The organism is Streptomyces albiflavescens, from assembly GCF_014645835.1.
GTDB classification, from domain to species: domain Bacteria; phylum Actinomycetota; class Actinomycetes; order Streptomycetales; family Streptomycetaceae; genus Streptomyces; species Streptomyces albiflavescens.
On the sequence record NZ_BMMM01000006.1, the window covers coordinates 145,857 to 163,730 of the forward strand.

17 protein-coding genes and 1 tRNA gene are annotated in these 17,874 nt (G+C 71.1%); 8 read left to right on the top strand and 10 right to left on the bottom strand.

Annotated features, from left to right (window positions below):
• Nucleotides 1-2 precede the first annotated feature (2 nt).
• Both IEY95_RS18170 and IEY95_RS18175 read right to left on the bottom strand, forming a co-directional pair.
• A complete protein-coding gene (locus tag IEY95_RS18170) occupies nucleotides 3-593 on the bottom strand; it encodes a TetR/AcrR family transcriptional regulator (protein WP_189187087.1) in 591 nt (196 codons plus the stop codon).
• Complete coding sequence (locus IEY95_RS18175) at nucleotides 590-2,104, bottom strand: 3-hydroxyacyl-CoA dehydrogenase (protein ID WP_189187088.1); 1,515 nt, start codon at nucleotides 2,102-2,104, stop codon at nucleotides 590-592. The genes IEY95_RS18170 and IEY95_RS18175 overlap by 4 nt, the downstream gene beginning before the upstream one ends.
• 148 nt (nucleotides 2,105-2,252) lie before the next feature.
• Here IEY95_RS18175 and paaN point away from each other — a divergent pair, with 148 nt between their 5' ends.
• Nucleotides 2,253-3,944 (top strand): phenylacetic acid degradation protein PaaN, encoded by a 1,692-nt coding sequence (paaN, locus tag IEY95_RS18180; protein ID WP_189187089.1) that lies wholly within the window; start codon nucleotides 2,253-2,255, stop codon nucleotides 3,942-3,944.
• A gap of 4 nt (nucleotides 3,945-3,948) precedes the next feature.
• Here paaN and IEY95_RS18185 read toward each other — a convergent pair whose 3' ends face one another.
• Genes IEY95_RS18185 through IEY95_RS18195 form a run of 3 tightly spaced genes read right to left on the bottom strand, consistent with a single transcriptional unit; the run spans nucleotide 3,949 to nucleotide 6,955 of the window.
• Complete coding sequence (locus IEY95_RS18185) at nucleotides 3,949-4,845, bottom strand: TrmH family RNA methyltransferase (RefSeq protein WP_229703120.1); 897 nt, start codon at nucleotides 4,843-4,845, stop codon at nucleotides 3,949-3,951.
• Nucleotides 4,842-6,062: an HTTM domain-containing protein gene (locus IEY95_RS18190; RefSeq protein ID WP_189187090.1), complete on the bottom strand. Its 1,221-nt coding sequence runs from the start codon at nucleotides 6,060-6,062 to the stop codon at nucleotides 4,842-4,844. Before IEY95_RS18190 ends, IEY95_RS18185 begins: the two co-directional genes overlap by 4 nt.
• Entirely contained in the window at nucleotides 6,059-6,955 is an 897-nt protein-coding gene (locus tag IEY95_RS18195) for a DUF5819 family protein (protein ID WP_308429322.1), read from the bottom strand. Before IEY95_RS18195 ends, IEY95_RS18190 begins: the two co-directional genes overlap by 4 nt.
• Before the next feature lie 482 nt (nucleotides 6,956-7,437).
• Between IEY95_RS18195 and paaA the strand changes: the two genes are divergently transcribed.
• From paaA to IEY95_RS18225, 6 genes are all read left to right on the top strand, one after another.
• Nucleotides 7,438-8,502, top strand: coding sequence for a 1,2-phenylacetyl-CoA epoxidase subunit PaaA (paaA, locus tag IEY95_RS18200; protein ID WP_229703122.1), 1,065 nt, complete (start codon nucleotides 7,438-7,440; stop codon nucleotides 8,500-8,502).
• Entirely contained in the window at nucleotides 8,499-8,786 is a 288-nt protein-coding gene (gene paaB, locus IEY95_RS18205) for a 1,2-phenylacetyl-CoA epoxidase subunit PaaB (RefSeq protein ID WP_189187092.1), read from the top strand. Before paaA ends, paaB begins: the two co-directional genes overlap by 4 nt.
• The gene (gene paaC / locus IEY95_RS18210) at nucleotides 8,783-9,502 is read left to right on the top strand and encodes a 1,2-phenylacetyl-CoA epoxidase subunit PaaC (protein ID WP_189187093.1); all 720 of its coding nucleotides are present in this window, start codon (nucleotides 8,783-8,785) and stop codon (nucleotides 9,500-9,502) included. Before paaB ends, paaC begins: the two co-directional genes overlap by 4 nt.
• The gene (gene paaD, locus IEY95_RS18215; RefSeq protein ID WP_189187094.1) at nucleotides 9,496-10,029 is read left to right on the top strand and encodes a 1,2-phenylacetyl-CoA epoxidase subunit PaaD; all 534 of its coding nucleotides are present in this window, start codon (nucleotides 9,496-9,498) and stop codon (nucleotides 10,027-10,029) included. Before paaC ends, paaD begins: the two co-directional genes overlap by 7 nt.
• Complete coding sequence (locus tag IEY95_RS18220; protein ID WP_189187095.1) at nucleotides 10,029-11,093, top strand: 2Fe-2S iron-sulfur cluster-binding protein; 1,065 nt, start codon at nucleotides 10,029-10,031, stop codon at nucleotides 11,091-11,093. Before paaD ends, IEY95_RS18220 begins: the two co-directional genes overlap by 1 nt.
• A 218-nt stretch (nucleotides 11,094-11,311) precedes the next feature.
• Nucleotides 11,312-12,454: an acyl-CoA dehydrogenase family protein gene (locus IEY95_RS18225; protein ID WP_189187096.1), complete on the top strand. Its 1,143-nt coding sequence runs from the start codon at nucleotides 11,312-11,314 to the stop codon at nucleotides 12,452-12,454.
• A gap of 392 nt (nucleotides 12,455-12,846) precedes the next feature.
• Here IEY95_RS18225 and IEY95_RS18230 read toward each other — a convergent pair whose 3' ends face one another.
• The 4 genes from IEY95_RS18230 to IEY95_RS18245 form a co-directional block, all read right to left on the bottom strand.
• Nucleotides 12,847-13,176 carry a rhodanese-like domain-containing protein gene (locus tag IEY95_RS18230; RefSeq protein ID WP_189187362.1) on the bottom strand — a complete coding sequence of 110 codons (330 nt, stop codon included), beginning with the start codon at nucleotides 13,174-13,176 and terminating at the stop codon, nucleotides 12,847-12,849.
• A gap of 95 nt (nucleotides 13,177-13,271) precedes the next feature.
• Entirely contained in the window at nucleotides 13,272-14,258 is a 987-nt protein-coding gene (locus tag IEY95_RS18235; RefSeq protein WP_189187097.1) for a hypothetical protein, read from the bottom strand.
• 333 nt (nucleotides 14,259-14,591) lie between these two features.
• Entirely contained in the window at nucleotides 14,592-16,028 is a 1,437-nt protein-coding gene (locus tag IEY95_RS18240) for a DUF2252 domain-containing protein (protein WP_189187098.1), read from the bottom strand.
• A gap of 178 nt (nucleotides 16,029-16,206) precedes the next feature.
• Nucleotides 16,207-16,578: a winged helix-turn-helix transcriptional regulator gene (locus IEY95_RS18245; RefSeq protein WP_189187099.1), complete on the bottom strand. Its 372-nt coding sequence runs from the start codon at nucleotides 16,576-16,578 to the stop codon at nucleotides 16,207-16,209.
• A gap of 103 nt (nucleotides 16,579-16,681) precedes the next feature.
• On the opposite strand from IEY95_RS18245, the gene IEY95_RS18250 reads away from it, so the two are divergent.
• Complete coding sequence (locus IEY95_RS18250; RefSeq protein WP_189187100.1) at nucleotides 16,682-17,335, top strand: FMN-dependent NADH-azoreductase; 654 nt, start codon at nucleotides 16,682-16,684, stop codon at nucleotides 17,333-17,335.
• A 134-nt stretch (nucleotides 17,336-17,469) separates the two neighbouring features.
• Here the strand turns inward: IEY95_RS18250 and IEY95_RS18255 are convergent.
• A tRNA-Leu gene (locus tag IEY95_RS18255) sits at nucleotides 17,470-17,553 on the bottom strand.
• Nucleotides 17,554-17,874 lie beyond the last annotated feature (321 nt).

Here is a 17,874-nt window from a genome sequence, read left to right on the forward strand (position 1 = left end):
TCTCAGCGCTCGCTGCGCAGTCCCCCGAAGACCAACTGCACCACCGCGTCGGCCACTTCCCGCTCGGCCATGCCCCGCCCGTCCGGCCGGTACCACTCCGCGATCGAGTTGATCATCCCGAACACCAGCCGGGTCGCGAGCCGGACCTCCACGTCGCCGCGGACGTCCCCGTCGGCGGCCGCGGCCTTCAGGAGTTCGGCCACCTGGTGGTCGAACTCGCGGCGCCGCTCCAGGGCCCAGCGCTCGGTGTCCGTGTTGCCGCGCACGCGCAGCAGCAGCGTCACATACGGAAGTTCGGCGGTGAGCACCTCGACCATGCGCCGTACGACGTACTCCAGGCGCTCCACGGCACGACCCACGCGCGCGTGCTCCTCGTCGAGGATCCCGAAGAGGCCGTCGAGGGCCCGGCTGACGGCCCGGCGCAGCAGCTCCTCCTTGCCCGAGACGTGGTGGTATATCGACGACTTGGAGATGCCGGCCGCCTTGGAGAGGTGCTCCATGGAGGTGCCGTCGTAGCCGCGCTCGTTGAAGACCTGGACGGCGACGGAGAGCAGGCTCTCCGGGGTGTAGGTGTCGCGTTTGGCGGTGGTCATGAGGTGCCATCCCGCTTCTCGGAGGCGTACGCGTGGCGGTAGAGCGCGAGGGACGGCGCGTAGCGCCCGGAGGGGTCGCGCTGGTGCAGATCGTCCAGGACGGAGCACGCCCAGCTCCTGCCGAGCCTGCGGCTCCACTCGAAGGGCCCCAGGGGGTAGTTGACGCCGAGCCGCATCGCGGTGTCGATGTCCTCCTCGGTGGCCACGCCCTTGGCGACGGCGTCGTGCGCCAGGTCGACGATCCGGGCCACGGTCCGGGCGACGATCATGCCGGGGACGTCCCCGATGACGCTGACGTCCTTGCCGAGCGCCTGGAAGAGTCCGACGGCCTCGGAGAGCGTCTGAGGAGCGGTGTCCTGGGAGGCCGACAGGGCGATCCGGGTCGCCTTGCGGTAGTCGAGCGCCAGGTCGAAGTAGACGACGTCGCGGAACTCCACCGAGGTCTGGCCGTCGGCGAGGACCAGTTGGCCGCCGCTGGGCAGCACCAGGCGGGTTCCGTGGTCCTCCTCGTCCTCGCGGACCTGGATGCCGGCCTCGCGGATCAGGGCGAGCAGTTCGGAGGCCGGGCCCAGATCGCCCTCGGCGACGACGTACGCGGGCGCCTGCGCCTTCTCGGCGGTGTGCGGTTCGGAGCGCTCGGCGTCGTCCGCGTAGTCGTACCAGCCGTGTCCCGTCTTGCGGCCGAGCCGGCCGGACTCGACGAGCCGCCGCTGGGCGAGCGAGGGCGTGAAGCGCACGTCCTGGAAGAAGGACTGCCACACGGAGTGCGTGACGGACTCGTTGACGTCCTGGCCGATCAGGTCGGTGAGCTCGAAGGCGCCCATCCTGAAGCCGCCGGATTCCCGCAGGACCGCGTCGATGGTGGCCGGGTCGGCGGCCTGGGCCTCGTACACCGCGAAGGCCTCGGCGTAGAAGGGCCGCGCGATGCGGTTGACGATGAACCCGGGGGTGTCGGCACAGGCCACCGGGGTCTTCCCCCAGGCGCGGGCCGTCTCGTACGCGCGCGTGGCCGACGAGAAGTCGCTCGCGTACCCGGAGACGACCTCCACGAGGGGCAGCAGGGGCGCGGGGTTGAAGAAGTGCAGTCCGACCAGGCGGCCGGGGTTGCGCAGGGCGCCGCCGATGGCCGTGACGGACAGGGAGGAGGTGTTGGTGGCGAGCAGGCAGTCGTCCTCGACGATGTCCTCGAGATCGCGGAACAGCTGCTGTTTCACGTCGAGTTGCTCGAGCACCGCCTCCACGACGAGCACGCAGTCCGCGAGGTCGGCGAGGCTCCCGGCCGGCTGGAGCCGGGCTCGGGCGGCGTCCCGGTCGGCGCCGGTGAGCCGGTCCTTCTCGACGAGCCGGTCGAGGCGGGCGCCGATCGCTTCGGCCGCCGCGTCGGCACGCCCGGGAACGGCGTCGTAGAGCCGCACGGGATGGCCCGCCACCAGCGCGACCTGGGCGATGCCCTGGCCCATGGTGCCGGTGCCGACGACGGCTACGGGGCGGCTCAGGTCGAGTGCTGTCATGTGCGCGATCCTCCCGCACGGGGTTTTCCACAGATGCGGCGGACCCCCTTGTCCCGACCGATCGTTCGGTTACTCTAACTCTGTCCGGCTGTTTCTGCCCAGGTCATGAGTTCAACGAAGAACTCTTGAGACGAGGAGTTGGTCCCGCATGACCGCCGAACTGTCCGCGCACCAGCTGATCGCGCAGCACCGGCCCACTCTCGATCAGGCGCTGGAAGCCATCCGCACGCGCGCGTACTGGTCCCCGCACCCCGAGCACCCCAAGGCGTACGGCGAGAACGGCAGCCTGGGCATGGCGGAAGGCAAGGACGCCTTCGACGCCCTCCTGGGCACCCGCCTCGACCTCGGCCAGCCCGGCACGGACGACTGGGTGGGCGAGGAGAAGTCGCCGTACGGCATCGATCTGGGCGTCGCGTACCCGCACGCGGACCTCGACGTGCTGCTGCCCGCCATGCGGGCCGGACAGCGCGCCTGGCGCGACGCGGGCGCGGAGATCCGCGCTGTGGTCTGTCTGGAGATCCTCAAGCGCATCAGCGACCGGACGCACGAGTTCGCGCACGCGGTCATGCACACCAGCGGCCAGGCCTTCATGATGGCGTTCCAGGCGGGCGGCCCGCACGCGCAGGACCGCGGTATGGAGGCGGTGGCGTACGCGTACGTGGAGCAGGTCCGCACCCCGGACAACGCCGAGTGGACCAAGCCCCAGGGCAAGCGCGACCCGCTCGCGCTGACCAAGCAGTTCACGCCCGTCCCGCGCGGCATCGCGCTGGTGATCGGCTGCAACACCTTCCCGACGTGGAACGGCTACCCGGGTCTGTTCGCCTCCCTCGCCACCGGCAACGCGGTCCTGGTGAAGCCCCACCCGCGCGCGGTGCTGCCGCTCGCGCTCACCGTCCAGGTCGCGCGCGAGGTGCTCGCCGAAGCGGGCTTCGACCCGAACCTGGTGGCGCTGGCCGCCGAGCGCCCCGGAGAGGGCATCGCCAAGACCCTGGCGGTCCGGCCCGAGATCCGGATCATCGACTACACGGGCTCGACGGCGTTCGGCGACTGGCTGGAGGCCAACGCCCGCCAGGCGCAGGTCTACACGGAGAAGGCCGGCGTCAACACGGTGATCGTGGAGTCGACCGACGACTACAAGGGGATGCTGTCCAACCTGGCGTTCTCCCTGTCCCTGTACAGCGGCCAGATGTGCACGACCCCGCAGAACCTGCTGATCCCCCGTGACGGCATCCGCACGGACGAGGGCCCCAAGTCCTACGACGAGGTGGTCGCCGACCTCGCGAAGTCGGTCGGCGGACTCCTCGGAGACGACGCCCGGGCCAACGCGCTGCTCGGCGCCATCGTGAACCCGGACGTGAAGGCCCGCCTGGAGGCCGCCACCGGTCTCGGCGAGGTCGCCCTCCCCTCGCGGGAGATCAGCAACCCGGAGTTCCCGAACGCGGTCGTCCGTACGCCGTTGATCGTGAAGCTCGACGGCGCCAAGCCGGACGACGAATCGGCCTACATGAGCGAGTGCTTCGGGCCCGTCTCCTTCGCCGTCGCGGTCGACTCGGCCGCGGACGCCGTGGAGCTGCTGCGCCGCACCATCAGGGACAAGGGCGCGATGACGGTCGGCGCGTACACCAGCGACGAGGAGGTCGAGCAGGCCGTGCAGGAGGCCTGCCTGGAGGAGTGCGCCCAGCTCTCCCTGAACCTCACGGGCGGGGTGTACGTCAACCAGACGGCGGCCTTCTCGGACTTCCACGGCTCGGGCGGCAACGCGGCCGCCAACGCCGCGCTGTGCGACGGGGCGTTCGTCGCCAACCGCTTCCGGGTGGTCGAAGTACGCCGGGAGGCGTAAGCGGCTACGCCGATGCGCCCCCGGTCGCGCTCCAGTGGAACAGCGTCATCGCCACACTGGTCGCGAGGTTGTAGCTGGAGACCTGGGGGCGCATCGGCAGCGACACCAAGTGGTCGGCGCGGGCCCGTAGTTCGGGGGACAGACCGCTGCGCTCGGAGCCGAAGGCGAGCACGGCGTCGTCGGGAAGCTTCAACCCTCGGATGTCCTCGCCCTCCGGATCGAGGGCGAACAGCGGGCCCGGCGGCAGTTCGTCCACCGTCAGCCGCTCCACGGCGGTCGCGAAATGCAGGCCGGCCCCACCGCGCACGACCGTGGGGTGCCAGGGGTCGAGCGTGCCCGTGGTGACCACACCCGTCGCACCGAAGCCGGCCGCGAGCCGGATCACGGCACCGGCGTTGCCCAGGTTGCGGGGGTTGTCGAGGACGACGACGGGCGTGGTGCGGGGCGTGCGGGCCAGCGTCTCCAGATGGGCCGCCCTGGACGGACGCACGGCCAGAGCCGCCATCGCCGTGGGGTGCGGGCGCACCACGAGAGACGCGAACGTCGCCTCCGGGACCTCCACCAACAGCGCGTCGACGGCTTCGCGTACGTCGGGGGCCAGCTCGTCGGCCAGCGCGAGCGCCGCCCGCCGGTCGGTCGTGACGGCCACCGGGATACGCGCCTGGAAGCGCACCGCGTGCTTGAGCGCGTGGAAACCGTCGAGCAGGACGGAGCCCTCGGCGAGCTGTCGCCAGGCGCGGACGGCACGCGCGCCGTGGGAGACGTCCGGAGCACCGGCGGCGCGCTCGTCGTCCTGTGCACCGGCGCCGCTCCTGCCGTCCGGCGTACCGGCGCCGATCTCCTCGTCCGGCGTACCGGCGCCGATCTCCTCGTCCGGTGTACGGGCGCCCGTCTCGTTCATGCCCTGAAGCCTACGTGGGTGTCCTCGGCCTGCTTCGGGATGCGCTCCTGCTGCTCGCGCGGCCCCGGCACCGTACGGCCACTGACCGCGAACTGCCCTCCACGCGCGCGTGCCGCCCATCCGCCGAGGCCCCGCAAGAAGGACGTCGGCAGGAACACCGCGTCGGCGGCGATCATCGCGAGCGAGAAGAACGGCAGTCCGAGGACCACGGCGATCACCGCGTGCTCGGTCATCATGGCCGCCAGCAGGACGTTCTTGACCCGCCGGTTGAACAGGGTGAACGGGAAGGCGACCTGCGCGGCGACCGTCCCGTACGTCACCAGCATCACGATCGTGCCGTGCGCGGACATCAGGTCGGACAGGGCGGGCCAGGGCGAGAAGTAGTCCAGGTGGAGCGGGTAGTAGACGGCGGTGCCGTCCTGCCAGCGCGAGCCCTGGATCTTGTACCAGCCGGCGGTCGCGTAGATCAGACAGGCCTCGGCCATGATCACAAGCAGCGCCCCGTTGTGCACGAGGTTGGCGAAGACGTCCAGCAGGACCCGTGGCTCCGCGGTGCGGGCGCGGCGGCCGACGACCCACCACAGGGCCTGCACCGCCCACAGTCCCCAGAAGAACACCAGCCAGCCCGGGCCGACCCAGCCGGTGAGCGTCACCCCCGCCAGCGTCAGACCGAGCACACCCCACAGGGCCGGCCCGACCCGGTCGGGTCCGGTCCGCTCGCCACGCGGGCGTGCCTCCCGCGCGAGCCGTGCCCGCCGCGCGTCCAGCGACCACACCTGCCCGCACCGCGTGAACACCAGGTAGATCGCCATCAGGTGGATGACGTTGTCGCCGCCGTCCCCCATGAAGATGCTGCGGTTCTGCAGGGAGAGCACGCCCACCATGAAGAGCACGGACATCGTGCGGGTCCGCCAGCCCACCAGCAGCAGGGCGCTGGAGAGGACTGCGACGGCGTAGACGATCTCGAACCACACCTGGCTGTCGGACCACATCAGGGCCGTGAACGAGTGATTGATCGCGACGAGCTGCTGGGCGAGGTCCCAGCCCCACGGTCCGTCGGGCCCGTACATCTCCTGGCGGTGCGGGTACTCGCGCAGCAGGAACAGCAGCCAGGTGACGGCGAAGCCGATGCGGATCACGGCGCTCTGGTACGGGCCCAGAGCGCTCTCGGTGACTCGGGCGATGCCGCGCGAGACCGACAGGGCGAATCGGCTCATCGGGCGCTCGCCTCCGTCAGCCCGTCCTTGCGGTCGCTGTCGGGGACGGACCACCAGGGCAGCTCGCGGACGATGGGCTTGTCGGACACCTTCTCCTCGCTCCACTTGGGGGGCGGAACATTGGTGGTGCGGGAGCGAACCTGGAGGCGTTCGACGACGGCACCCGCGCCGCCCGCGTGCTCGCGGTCGAGGCGCAGTACGGCGATCCGGCGCAGATAGCGTTCGGAGAGGTCGCCGCGCAGGCCCGCGGGGCGGTTCTGGCCGTCGTGCGTACTGGCGTAGAAGTCCCAGGCGCGGCGCAGTTCGTTCTGCTGGGTGTGGCTCGGCAGCAGATTGCCGTCGATGGCCTGGCCGTCGAGCGCGGACAGGTCGTACCAGCCGGTCTCGCGGCTGGTGCCGTCCGACGTGCGGACCAGGGCGCGGACCTGGATCGCGATGTTCTGCTGCAGCGGGTTGGGGGCGAAGAGTTTCCAGTTCTGCTCGAACTCGGGATAGATCCATTCGTCGATCGCCCGGCCGTGCTGCTTGGTGACCGTGTTCGAGGGCGCGACGTGCAGGAAGACCATGCCGAGGTGCACACAGGCGACGACCGCGACGACCGCGAGTGCGAGGGCGGCGGCGATCTGCGAGCGAAGGGGGAGGGCGGCTATGCCGGTGAGGGCGGGTGGCTCGACGACCGGCTCCCTCGGTTGGCGGACGAGTGCCTTGGACGCGGGGGGCTCGGAGGCGGGGGCCACGGACGGGCCGGCCTCGGATGTGGCCGCCTTGGACGGGGCGACCTCGGAGGCGACGGCCTCGGACGGGCCGGCCTCGGATGTGGCGACCTCGGATGTGGCGACCTCGGAGGCGACGGCCTCGGATGTGGGGGGCTCGGGTGTGGGGGGCTCGGTCACGGAGCTGTCGGGCACCGAACCGTCTCGCGCAGACCCGTCAGACACAGACCTGTCAGACACAGACCCATCACGCACAGACCCGTCCGGCGCCGACCCATCACGCACAGACCCGTCCGGCGCGGACCCGTCGGGCATGGAAGCGTCAGGCGTGGCACCGTCCGGCCCTGGCCCGGTCCCCGCGCTCTCGTCGTACGCATCCATTCCGCCCCGATTCACGATCCCGAATCCGATGCCGTCCGCCGGGCCGCGGGCACCGTACCGTCACGCCGCACCGCACCGCGACGTTCGCTCCGGAACCGTACTCAGACCGTGCCACCCGGCACAGCCCCTCCAAGACACAGCAGTCACACCAGTGCCCGTGAGGTTATCCACCCAGTGCCCGTGAGGTTATCCACAGCGGTTGACACCTTACGGCGCTCGGCCGACCATTGATTCAAGTGGACCGAACGGTCGGTCGGGAGTGAGAGGTCGAGGGGGACCGCATGGCGACAGCAGCAGCGCACCACACGGCCCGCGTACCAGCGGACGGACCGGCGGACGAAGCGGCGCGCACCGCGGCGTACGAGGCCGTCTTCGACGCCGCGGTGGCGGCCGACGAACGCATCGAGCCCCGCGACTGGATGCCCGACGCCTACCGCTCCACCCTGGTCCGGCAGATCGCGCAGCACGCGCACTCGGAGATCATCGGCATGCAGCCGGAGGCCAACTGGATCACGCGCGCGCCCTCCCTGCGCCGCAAGGCGATCCTGATGGCGAAGGTCCAGGACGAGGCCGGGCACGGTCTGTATCTGTACAGCGCGGCCGAGACCCTCGGCACCGGGCGTGACGAGCTCCTCGACAAGCTGCACACCGGCCGCCAGAAGTACTCGTCGATCTTCAACTACCCGACGCTGACCTGGGCGGACGTCGGCGCCATCGGCTGGCTGGTGGACGGCGCCGCGATCACCAACCAGGTCCCCCTGTGCCGCTGCTCGTACGGGCCGTACGCGCGCGCGATGGTCCGCATCTGCAAGGAGGAGTCCTTCCATCAGCGCCAGGGGTACGAGCTGCTGCTGGTCCTCAGCCGCGGCACCCCCGAGCAGCACGAGATGGCGCAGGACGCGGTGAACCGCTGGTGGTGGCCCTCCCTGATGATGTTCGGCCCGCCGGACGACGAGTCCTCGCACTCGGCGCAGTCGATGGCGTGGAAGATCAAGCGCCATTCGAACGACGAGCTGCGTCAGCGCTTCGTGGACATCTGCGTTCCCCAGGCCGAATCACTGGGCCTGACCCTTCCGGACCCGGACCTGATGTGGAACGAGGAGCGGGGACAGCACGACTTCGGCGCGATCGACTGGGCGGAGTTCTGGGAGGTCCTCAAGGGGAACGGCCCCTGCAACGAACAGCGCATCACGCAGCGCAGGCGCGCGCACGACGAGGGCGCATGGGTCCGGGAGGCGGCCGCAGCGTACGCGGACAAGCGGGCCGACCGGACGGAACACGCCGTGGGACACGCGGACGAACACAGCGACGGCACGGCCGACGAGAACGGGAAGGCGCGAGCATGACGACCAACGAATGGCCCCTGTGGGAGGTCTTCGTGCGCTCGCGCCGCGGCCTCTCGCACACCCACGCCGGCAGCCTGCATGCGCCGGACGCCGAGCTGGCCCTGCGCAACGCACGCGATCTGTACACGCGCCGCGGCGAGGGCGTCTCGATCTGGGTCGTCCCGTCCGCCGCCGTCACGGCTTCCTCGCCCGACGAGAAGGACCCCTTCTTCGAACCGGCCGCGGACAAGCCCTACCGGCACCCGACGTTCTACGAGATTCCAGAGGGGGTGAAGCACCTGTGACGCCCACCGTGAACACCGCGGCCGCCCTGGCCCTCGGCGACGACGCCCTGGTGCTCTCGCACCGTCTGGGGGAGTGGGCGGGCCACGCGCCCGTTCTCGAAGAGGAAGTCGCCCTGGCCAACATCGCCCTGGACCTGCTGGGCCAGGCCCGGGTGCTGCTGTCCATGGCCGGCGACGAGGACGAGCTGGCTTATCTGCGCGAGGAGCGCGCCTTCCGCAACCTCCAGCTCGTCGAGCAGCCGAACGGCGACTTCGCCCACACCATCGCCCGCCAGCTGTACTTCTCCACCTACCAGCGGCTCCTGTACGCGCAACTGGCCTCCGGGGACGGCGACTTCGCGCCGCTCGCCGCGAAGGCCGTCAAGGAAGTCGCCTACCACCAGGACCACGCCGAGCAGTGGACGCTGCGGCTCGGCGACGGCACCGACGTCAGCCATGAGCGGATGCGACAGGCGTCCGAGGCGCTGTGGCGGTTCACGGGCGAGATGTTCCAGCCGATCGAGGGTGTGGACATCGACTGGGACGGCATGCGGGCCGCCTGGCTGGACTCCGTGGGGAGCATCCTGCGCCGCGCCACCCTGCCCCTTCCCGAGGGACCGCAGTCCGGGGCGTGGACGGCCGGCGCGGGTCGTCAGGGTCTGCACACCGAACCCTTTGGACGGATGCTCGCCGAGATGCAGCATCTGCACCGCAGTCACCCGGGGGCGTCATGGTGACGACCACCGCTGTCGAGGAGGAACTGCTCAGGCTGGCCGGGTCGGTTCCCGACCCCGAGCTTCCCGTGCTCACCCTGGAGGAGCTCGGCGTACTGCGCGCCGTACATGTCCGGGGCGCGGACTCGGTCGAGGTCGAGCTGACCCCGACGTACACCGGCTGCCCGGCCATCGAGGCCATGTCCGTGGACATCGAGCGGGTACTGCACGAGCACGGCGTACGGGAGGTGTCGGTCCGTACGGTGCTCAGCCCGGCCTGGTCGACGGACGACATCTCGGACGAAGGCCGCCGCAAGCTGCGGGAGTTCGGGATAGCGCCGCCGCGCGGCGGGCGTTCGTCGGGACCGGTGACCGTCACCCTGGGACCCACTCGGACGGTGACCTCCGAGCCGGAGCTGGAGCCGGTGCGCTGTCCGCACTGCGGATCCGGCGACACCGAGCTGCTCAGCCGCTTCTCGTCCACCGCGTGCAAGGCACTGCGCCGCTGCCTGTCCTGCCGCGAACCGTTCGACCACTTCAAGGAGTTGTGATGGCCCGGTTCCACCTGCTCCCGGTGGCCGCGGTCGACCGGCTGACCGACGACTCGGTGGCCCTGACCTTCGCGGTGCCGCCCGCCCTGCGCGAGGACTACCGACACGCGCCCGGCCAGCACCTCGCGCTGCGCCGCACGGTCGACGGCACGGAGATCCGCCGTACGTACTCGATCTGCTCACCGGCGCCCGCCCCCGGCGACGAGGGTCCGCGAACGCTGCGGGTCGGGGTGCGCCTGGTCGACGGCGGCGCGTTCTCGACGTACGCGCTCAAGGAGATCGCCGTCGGCGACGAGGTGGAAGTGATGACGCCGGCGGGACGCTTCACGCTCGAACCCGCGGCCGGGCTGTACGCCGCCGTGGTGGGCGGCAGCGGGATCACCCCGGTGCTGTCGATCGCCTCGACGCTGCTGGCGCGCGAGCCCGAAGCGAGGTTCTGCCTCATACGCAGCGACCGGACATCGGCCTCGACGATGTTCCTGGAGGAGGTCGCCGACCTCAAGGACCGTTTTCCCGAGCGGTTCCAGCTGGTGATGGTGCTCTCCCGGGAGGAGCAGCAGGCGGGGCTGCCGTCCGGGCGGCTCGACCAGGAGCGGCTCACCGGGCTGCTTCCGGCGCTGCTGCCCGTGGACCGGGTGGCGGGGTGGTTCCTGTGCGGGCCGTTCGGTCTGGTGCAGGGGGCGGAGCGCGCGCTGCGCGGGCTCGGCGTGGCACGGACGCGCGTCCACGAGGAGATATTCCACGTGGACGAGGGGGCCGCGACGGCTCCCCGTGTGTCGGCCCCCGCGCACAGCACGGTGACCGCGCGGCTCGACGGCCGCGGCGGGACGTGGCCCGTCCACGACGGTGAATCGCTCCTGGAGGCGGTACTGCGCAACCGGCCGGACGCGCCCTACGCCTGCAAGGGAGGGGTGTGCGGGACCTGCCGCGCGTTCCTGGTCTCGGGCGAGGTGCGGATGGACCGCAACTTCGCGCTGGAGCGGGAAGAGACGGAGGCGGGGTACGTACTGGCCTGTCAGTCGCATCCGGCCACGGAGACTGTGGAGTTGGACTTCGACCGATAGGGCGTGGCAGACGGCTCGGCGTGGCCGACGGCTTGATGTGGCCGACGGCTCGCTGTGGCAAACGGTTCGATGAGGCCGGCGGCTCGGTGTGGCCGCAGGTAGGTCGAGGCCGACCGTTCCCTTCTCGTAGAACCTGTTCTATCTTGACGATCCGTCAGATCGGGAGTCCGGAGATCCGGAACTCCGGTCGGTTGGCCGGCGCGTGGGAGGACAGGACCGTGGACTTCACCTTCACCGAGGAGCAGCAGGCGGCGGTCGAGGCGGCGAAGGCTGTGTTCGGCGGGGTCGCGCCGGACGGGGTGCCCAGCCCCGCGCTCACCGCGGGCGCCGTCGCCGAGGACTTCGACCGGGCGCTGTGGGCGAGGCTCGCCGACGCGGACCTGCTGAGCCTGTTGCTCGACGCGGAGCACGGCGGGGCGGGCCTTGACGCGGTCGCGCTGTGCCTGGTGCTGCGCGAGTCGGCGAAGGTGCTGGCGCGGGTGCCGCTGCTGGAGAGCAGTGCGGCGGCGGTGGCCGTGCAGACGTACGGCGGTGCGGAGTTGAAGGCGGAGCTGCTGGCCCGGGCGGGACGGGGCGAGCTCGTGCTGACCGTCGCCGCCAACGGCCGCACCGGCCACGACCCGGCCGAGCTCGCCGTGACCGCACGGCAGGACGGCCGGGACGGTGACGTGTGGGTGTTGGACGGAGTGCAGACGGCGGTTGCCTGGGCGCACAACGCCGACTACATCGTCGTACCCGCGCACACGGACGCCGACCGGGCGGTCCTCGCCCTCGTCCCCCGCGTCCACGAGGGGGTCGTACTCGCCGAGCAGATCTCCACCACCGGTGAGCGGCTCGGCGAAGTGCGTCTTGAGTCCGCGCGGATCTCCGCCCGGGACGTCATCGACGCGGAGGGGGCCTGGGAGTGGCTGCGCGAACTGCTGGCCACCGGGACGTGTGCGCTGGCGCTCGGGCTCGGGGAGGGCGTCCTCGGAATGACGAGCGAATACACCGGCAAGCGCGAGCAGTTCGGGTTCCCGGTCGCCACGTTCCAGGCGGTCGCCGTGCAGGCCGCCGACCGCTACATCGACCTGCGCGCCATGGAGGCGACACTCTGGCAGGCCGCGTGGCGGATCAGTACGGGGGCCGGGGGTGCGCTGCCGGCCTCCGGGGACGTGGCCGTCGCCAAGATCTGGGCTTCGGAAGGGGTACGGCGAGTCGTGCAGACCGCGCAGCACCTGCACGGGGGGTTCGGCGCCGACACCGACTATCCGCTGCACCGGTACCACGCCTGGGCCAAGCAGCTGGAGCTTTCGCTCGGACCGGCGGCGGCGCACGAGGAGACGCTGGGGGATCTGCTGGCGGCGCATCCGCTGGGGTGAAGGCCGGGGCGGCGGTGCATCCGCCGGGCTGATCGCCGCGCTACAGCGCACTCGCCACACGTCGCACTCGCCACACCCGCCGCACGTCGGACCCCGCCACCCACCGCACGTCGCACCCGCCGCACGTCGGACCCGGCCACCCACCGCACGTCGCACCCACCGCACGTCGAACCCGCCGGGCTGAGCAGCACGCCAGGCGCCCCAGGACCTGTTCGGGCGCCGCACTGGCGGGGCCGATCGCCGGCCGACGGCGCCGAGCACGCGCCGCCGCGCGGGCTCACGTCCGCCGCCACCGGTGGCCGGTACCCCCGGTCCCCGGGGGACTAGGCCCTGTCGTCAAATTCCCGTCTGCCCCGCCCTCCGGGCGGACGACGGGAATGTGACGACAGGACCTAGAGCACGAAGCCCGGCTGACCCTTGTCGTCCACGACCGGGCGGCCGACAGCTGCCCAGACCTGCATGCCGCCGTCGACATTCACAGCGTCGATGCCCTGCTGAACCAGGTACTGCGTGACCTGGGCCGAACGGCCACCGGAGCGGCAGATCACATGGACCCGGCCGTCCTGCGGGGCCGCCTCGGTCAGCTCGCCGTAGCGGGCGACGAACTCACTGATGGGGATGTGCAGCGCCCCCTCGGCATGACCTGCCTCCCACTCGTCGTCCTCCCGGACGTCCAGCAGGAAGTCGCCGTCCGCGAGATTCCCGACCTCGACCGTGGGCACACCAACTCCGAAACTCATGCCTCCGACGCTACCTGACCGCGTCGACAGCCCCATCCCCTGTCGACGGCCCGATCCCCTTCAGGAGCTCGGAGGCCTCAGGGAGCCTGGGCGATCAGCTGGGCCAGCTCCGCCTCGCGCTCGCCGACCTGGGCCAGCAGCTGTTCGGCGATTTCCTCCAGGAGGCGGTCCGGGTCGTCCGGGGCCAGCTTGAGCATGGCGCCGATGGCGCTCTCCTCCAGTTCGTGGGCGACGAAGGTGAGCATTTCCTTGCGCTGGGCGAGCCATTCGAGGCGGGCGTACAGCTCCTCGCTGCGGCTCGGCTTCCACTCCTCGGGCGTGGGACCCGCGGCCCACTCCTCGGAGAGCTCCCGCAGCAGGGCCTCGTCGCCTCGGCTGTACGCCGCGTTCACCCGGGCGATGAACTCGTCGCGCCGCTTGCGCTCGTCCTCGTCCTGTGCCAGGTCGGGGTGGGCCTTGCGGACCAGCTCGCGGAAGAGCTTGCGGGCCTCCTCGCTGGGGCGCACGCGCTGCGGGGGCCGTACGGGCTGGTCGGTGAGCATCGCCACGGCCTCCGGGAACAGGCCCTCCGAGTCCATCCAGCCGTGAAACAGCTCCTCGACGCCGGGCATGGGCATGACCCGGGCCCGCGCCTCGTGCGCTGTGCGTATGTCCTCCGGGTCGCCGGTGCGCGCGGCCCGTGCCTCGGCGATCTGGGCATCCAGCTCGTCGAGCCGGGAGTACATCGGTCCGAGCTTCTGGTGGTGCAGCCGCGAGAAGTTCTCGACCTCGACCCGGAAGGTCTCCACGGCGATCTCGAACTCGATCAACGCCTGCTCGGCCGCCCGCACGGCCCGCTCCAACCGCTCCTCGGGCCGTGCGGCACCCTCGGTGTCCGCGGGCTGGAGTGTCTCCGCCTCGGGCGCCGCTGCCGAGGACTTCTCGCCCTCGGGAGCCGCCTGCGAGAACCCCGTCGCGTCGGACCGGTCGGACTCGTCCGCACCGTCCTCCAGGGCACCGGACTGCTCCCGCACCCCTTCATCGGTGGGCTCGGACTGGCTCTGCTCGGCTTCCGGCGTCGTCACGCGACCAGCGTAGGCCACGCGCAGAAGGCAGTGACCGCGGAGTCCTTCGCCGAATCCACGCCCCACCGACGCCAAGCTCCGTGCCGCACCGGCGTCATGCCCCCGCACCCCACCGAAGCCAAGCCCCATGCCCCACCGGCGTCATGCCCCGTACCCCGCCGAAGCCAAGCCCCCGAGCAGCACCGACCGGACTTCCTCGCTGGAACGCGGTGCGACACCACTGGCAGGGCGCTTCGTGCCGGTCAGTTTGTCGAAGAGGCCCACCGGATCAACCCGCTGTCGCCGTGCCGACGCGCTCTTCGCGATGCTCCGCGACGCCGCGCTCCACCGACCTCACACCCCCAGCTCAGCCGCGATCTTCCCGTCCCGCACCGCCCCCACCAACTCCGCATGGTCGGCCTCCGTGCGGTCCGCGTACGCCACGGCGAACGACGCGACGGCCTCGTCGAGCTCCTCGTTCTTGCCGCAGTATCCGGCGATGAGGCGTGGGTCGGCGCTGTGGGCGTGGGCACGGGCGAGGAGGGCGCCGGTCATGCGGGCGTAGTCGTCCACCTGGTCGGCGGCGAGGGCGGCGGGGTCGACGCTGCCCTTGCGGTTGCGGAACTGTCGTACCTGGAAGGGGCGGCCTTCGACCGTGGTCCAGCCGAGCAGGATGTCGCTGACGACCTGCATGCGCTTCTGGCCGAGGACCACGCGGCGGCCCTCGTGCGACACGTCGGGTATCGGGTGCCCGGCGGTCGCCAGGTGCGGGAGCAGTGCCGAGGCACGGGCCTCCTTCACCTGGAGCACGAGGGCTTCGCCACGGTGGTCCAGGAGCAGCACAACGTAGGAGCGGGTGCCCACGCTGCCGGTGCCGACGACACGGAAGGCGACGTCGTGCACCGCGTACCGGGCGAGGAGCGGGAGGCGGTCCTCCGAGAGCGTCGTCAGATAGTGCTCCAGGGACGCGGCGACCGCCGCCGCCTCCGCGTCGGGTACCCGGCGCAGCACCGGCGGCGCGTCCACGAAGCGTCGGCCGCCGTCCTCCGCCGGCTCCGTCGACTTCGCGGCGAACCGGCCGCTGGTGTTGGCCCGCGCCTTCTCCGAGACCCTCTCCAGCGTGCCGAGCAGATCATGGGCGTCGGTGTGCGAGACGAGCTCCTCGTCGGCGATCGCGTTCCACGCGTCCAGTACCGGCAGCTTGGCCAGCAGGCGCATGGTGCGGCGGTACGCGCCCACGGTGTCGTGTGCGGCGGCCCGGCAGGTGTCCTCGTCCGCCCCGGCCTCCCGGCCCGCGAGGACGAGCGAGGTGGCGAGCCGCTTGAGGTCCCACTCCCAGGGGCCGTGCACCGTCTCGTCGAAGTCGTTCAGGTCGATGACGAGGCCGCCGCGCGCGTCCCCGTACAGACCGAAGTTCGCCGCGTGCGCGTCACCGCATATCTGGGCGCCGATGCCGGTCACCGGGGTGCGCGCGAGGTCATACGCCATGAGGCCCGCCGAACCGCGCAGGAAGGCGAAGGGGGTGGCCGCCATCCTGCCGACCCGTATCGGCGTCAGCCCGGGAATCCGGCCGCGGTTGGACTCCTCGACCGCGGTCACGGCCTCCGGCCGGCCGGCGTCCACCGTCAGCTCGGCGTGCGCGCCGCGCGGGACCTGCCCACGCAGGGCCTTCCCCTCTTCTTTGGGCGAGCCCTGCACCGGCCGTGCGGCAAATCCGCGCACCGCGAATTCCCGTACCCCGAAGGCCCTGGGCGCCTGCTGCGCCGGACCCGCTGTCCCGAGCTCGGTCATTCCGACCGCCTCCCCCGTGCACGAACATCAACTCGTGCTGACCGTACAGCCGGTCGTCGAAACGCGTCAGACCCTGTGGACAACTCCACGGCCACAGAAGTCCGGACTGCGGAGCGAGGAGAAGTGCCGGCCTGCTCGGCCACGGAGGCACCGGCCCGTCAGCCACAGAAGCACCGGGCTAGTTCCGGAGCTCCCTCCGGCACGGTGCGCTCTCCGGCAGGTACCTCTCCGCCCAGGAGCCGAGCTCCTTGAGCGCGGGCTCCAGCGCCGCTCCCGCCTCCGTCAGACGGTACGAGACCCGCAGCGGAGGCCCTTCGTCGACCTCGCGCACGACCAGTCCGGCCACGCCGAGTTCGGTGAGCCGGTCCGAGAGCATCCGCTCGCTGATGCCGGGGATCGCCCTGCGCAGCTCCGCGAAGTGGACAGGACGTTGCAGCAGAACGGCCACGACCAGGCCCGTCCAGCGTTTTCCGAACAGTTGGAAGACGCGCGCCATGTCGTCGTTGACCTGCTGACACGCCTCGGAGGCGTGGCTTCCCCGTTCCGCCATGGGTTCAGAGTACTGCGCCCGCGCAAGGGGATGAAAAAAAGTAAGCTGCTGTGTTATTCATAGTCGAGTACGAAACAGAAGCCCCCTTTGCTTGGAGCACCCCATGGCCACCCTCCTTCACATCGACTCGTCCGTATTTCCGGGCTCCGCCTCCGCCTCCCGCACGGTGACGGACGCCTTCCGCAAGGTCTGGGAGGAGCAGCACCCCGACGGCACGGTGATCTACCGCGACCTCGCCGCGAACCCCGTGCCGCACATCACCGCCGACGCCCACACCGCCGGCTTCGCCGCCCCGGACACCCACACCCCCGAGCAGGCGGCCGCTTTCGCCGAGCGTGTGCGGCTCATCGAGGAACTGGAGCGCGCGGACGCGATCCTGATCGGCGCGCCCATGTACAACTTCGCGATCCCGTCGACCCTCAAGGCGTGGCTGGACAACGTGATCCTCGCGGGCCGTACCGCCATGAACGAGGAGTCGAAGGCGAAGGGCACCCCGGTCACCGTGGTCGCCAGCCGCGGCGGCTCCTACGCGCCGGGCACCCCGCGCGAGGGCTACGAGTACGTGCAGAACTACCTGGAGGCCATCCTGCGCGACATGCTCGCCCTGGACCCCGACTTCATCGTCCCCGAGCTCACGATGGCGCCGCACAACCCGGCGATGGCCGAGCTGGTCCCCCTCTTCGAGGCCTCCCACAGCAAGGCCCTCGACGCCGCCGCCACCAAGGCCAAGGAGCTCACGGAGCGCCTCGCCGCGTAACCCCTCGGGGGCTCGCCCCCACCCCAACCGCGCCGTGTGATTGTCCTCACCCTGGATGATCACACGGCGCACCCGTGCGCCCCGCGACAACGCAAAAGCCCCGCAGGTCCGAAGACCTGCGGGGCTTTCAGCTGTGCGCGAGGGGGGAGTTGAACCCCCACGCCCTTGCGGGCACTGGAACCTGAATCCAGCGCGTCTGCCTATTCCGCCACCCGCGCATTGGGTGTGTCGTCCGTCTCCCACCAAGTGGTGTGAGCGCCTGCCGACATCGAGAAGATTAGCACGCTGCCAGGGGTGGAATCACATCCCTTTCCCGAGGCCCCGCGGGCACATCCGGCGGGGCTCCCGCGCAGGCCACGTCCCCCGTACCGACGTCGGCGCACGTCGTACGTCTCAGCCAGAACCGGTTCACGTATCAACCTCGTACCGGTCCTGGGCATCTCTCCAGGAGCCGGACGGGCCGCACGGTCAGGTGCGGGACACTGGTGACGGGGCGCCTCTACGATCCTTGGCAGGAGTAGTGCCGGGAGGAGTTCGAA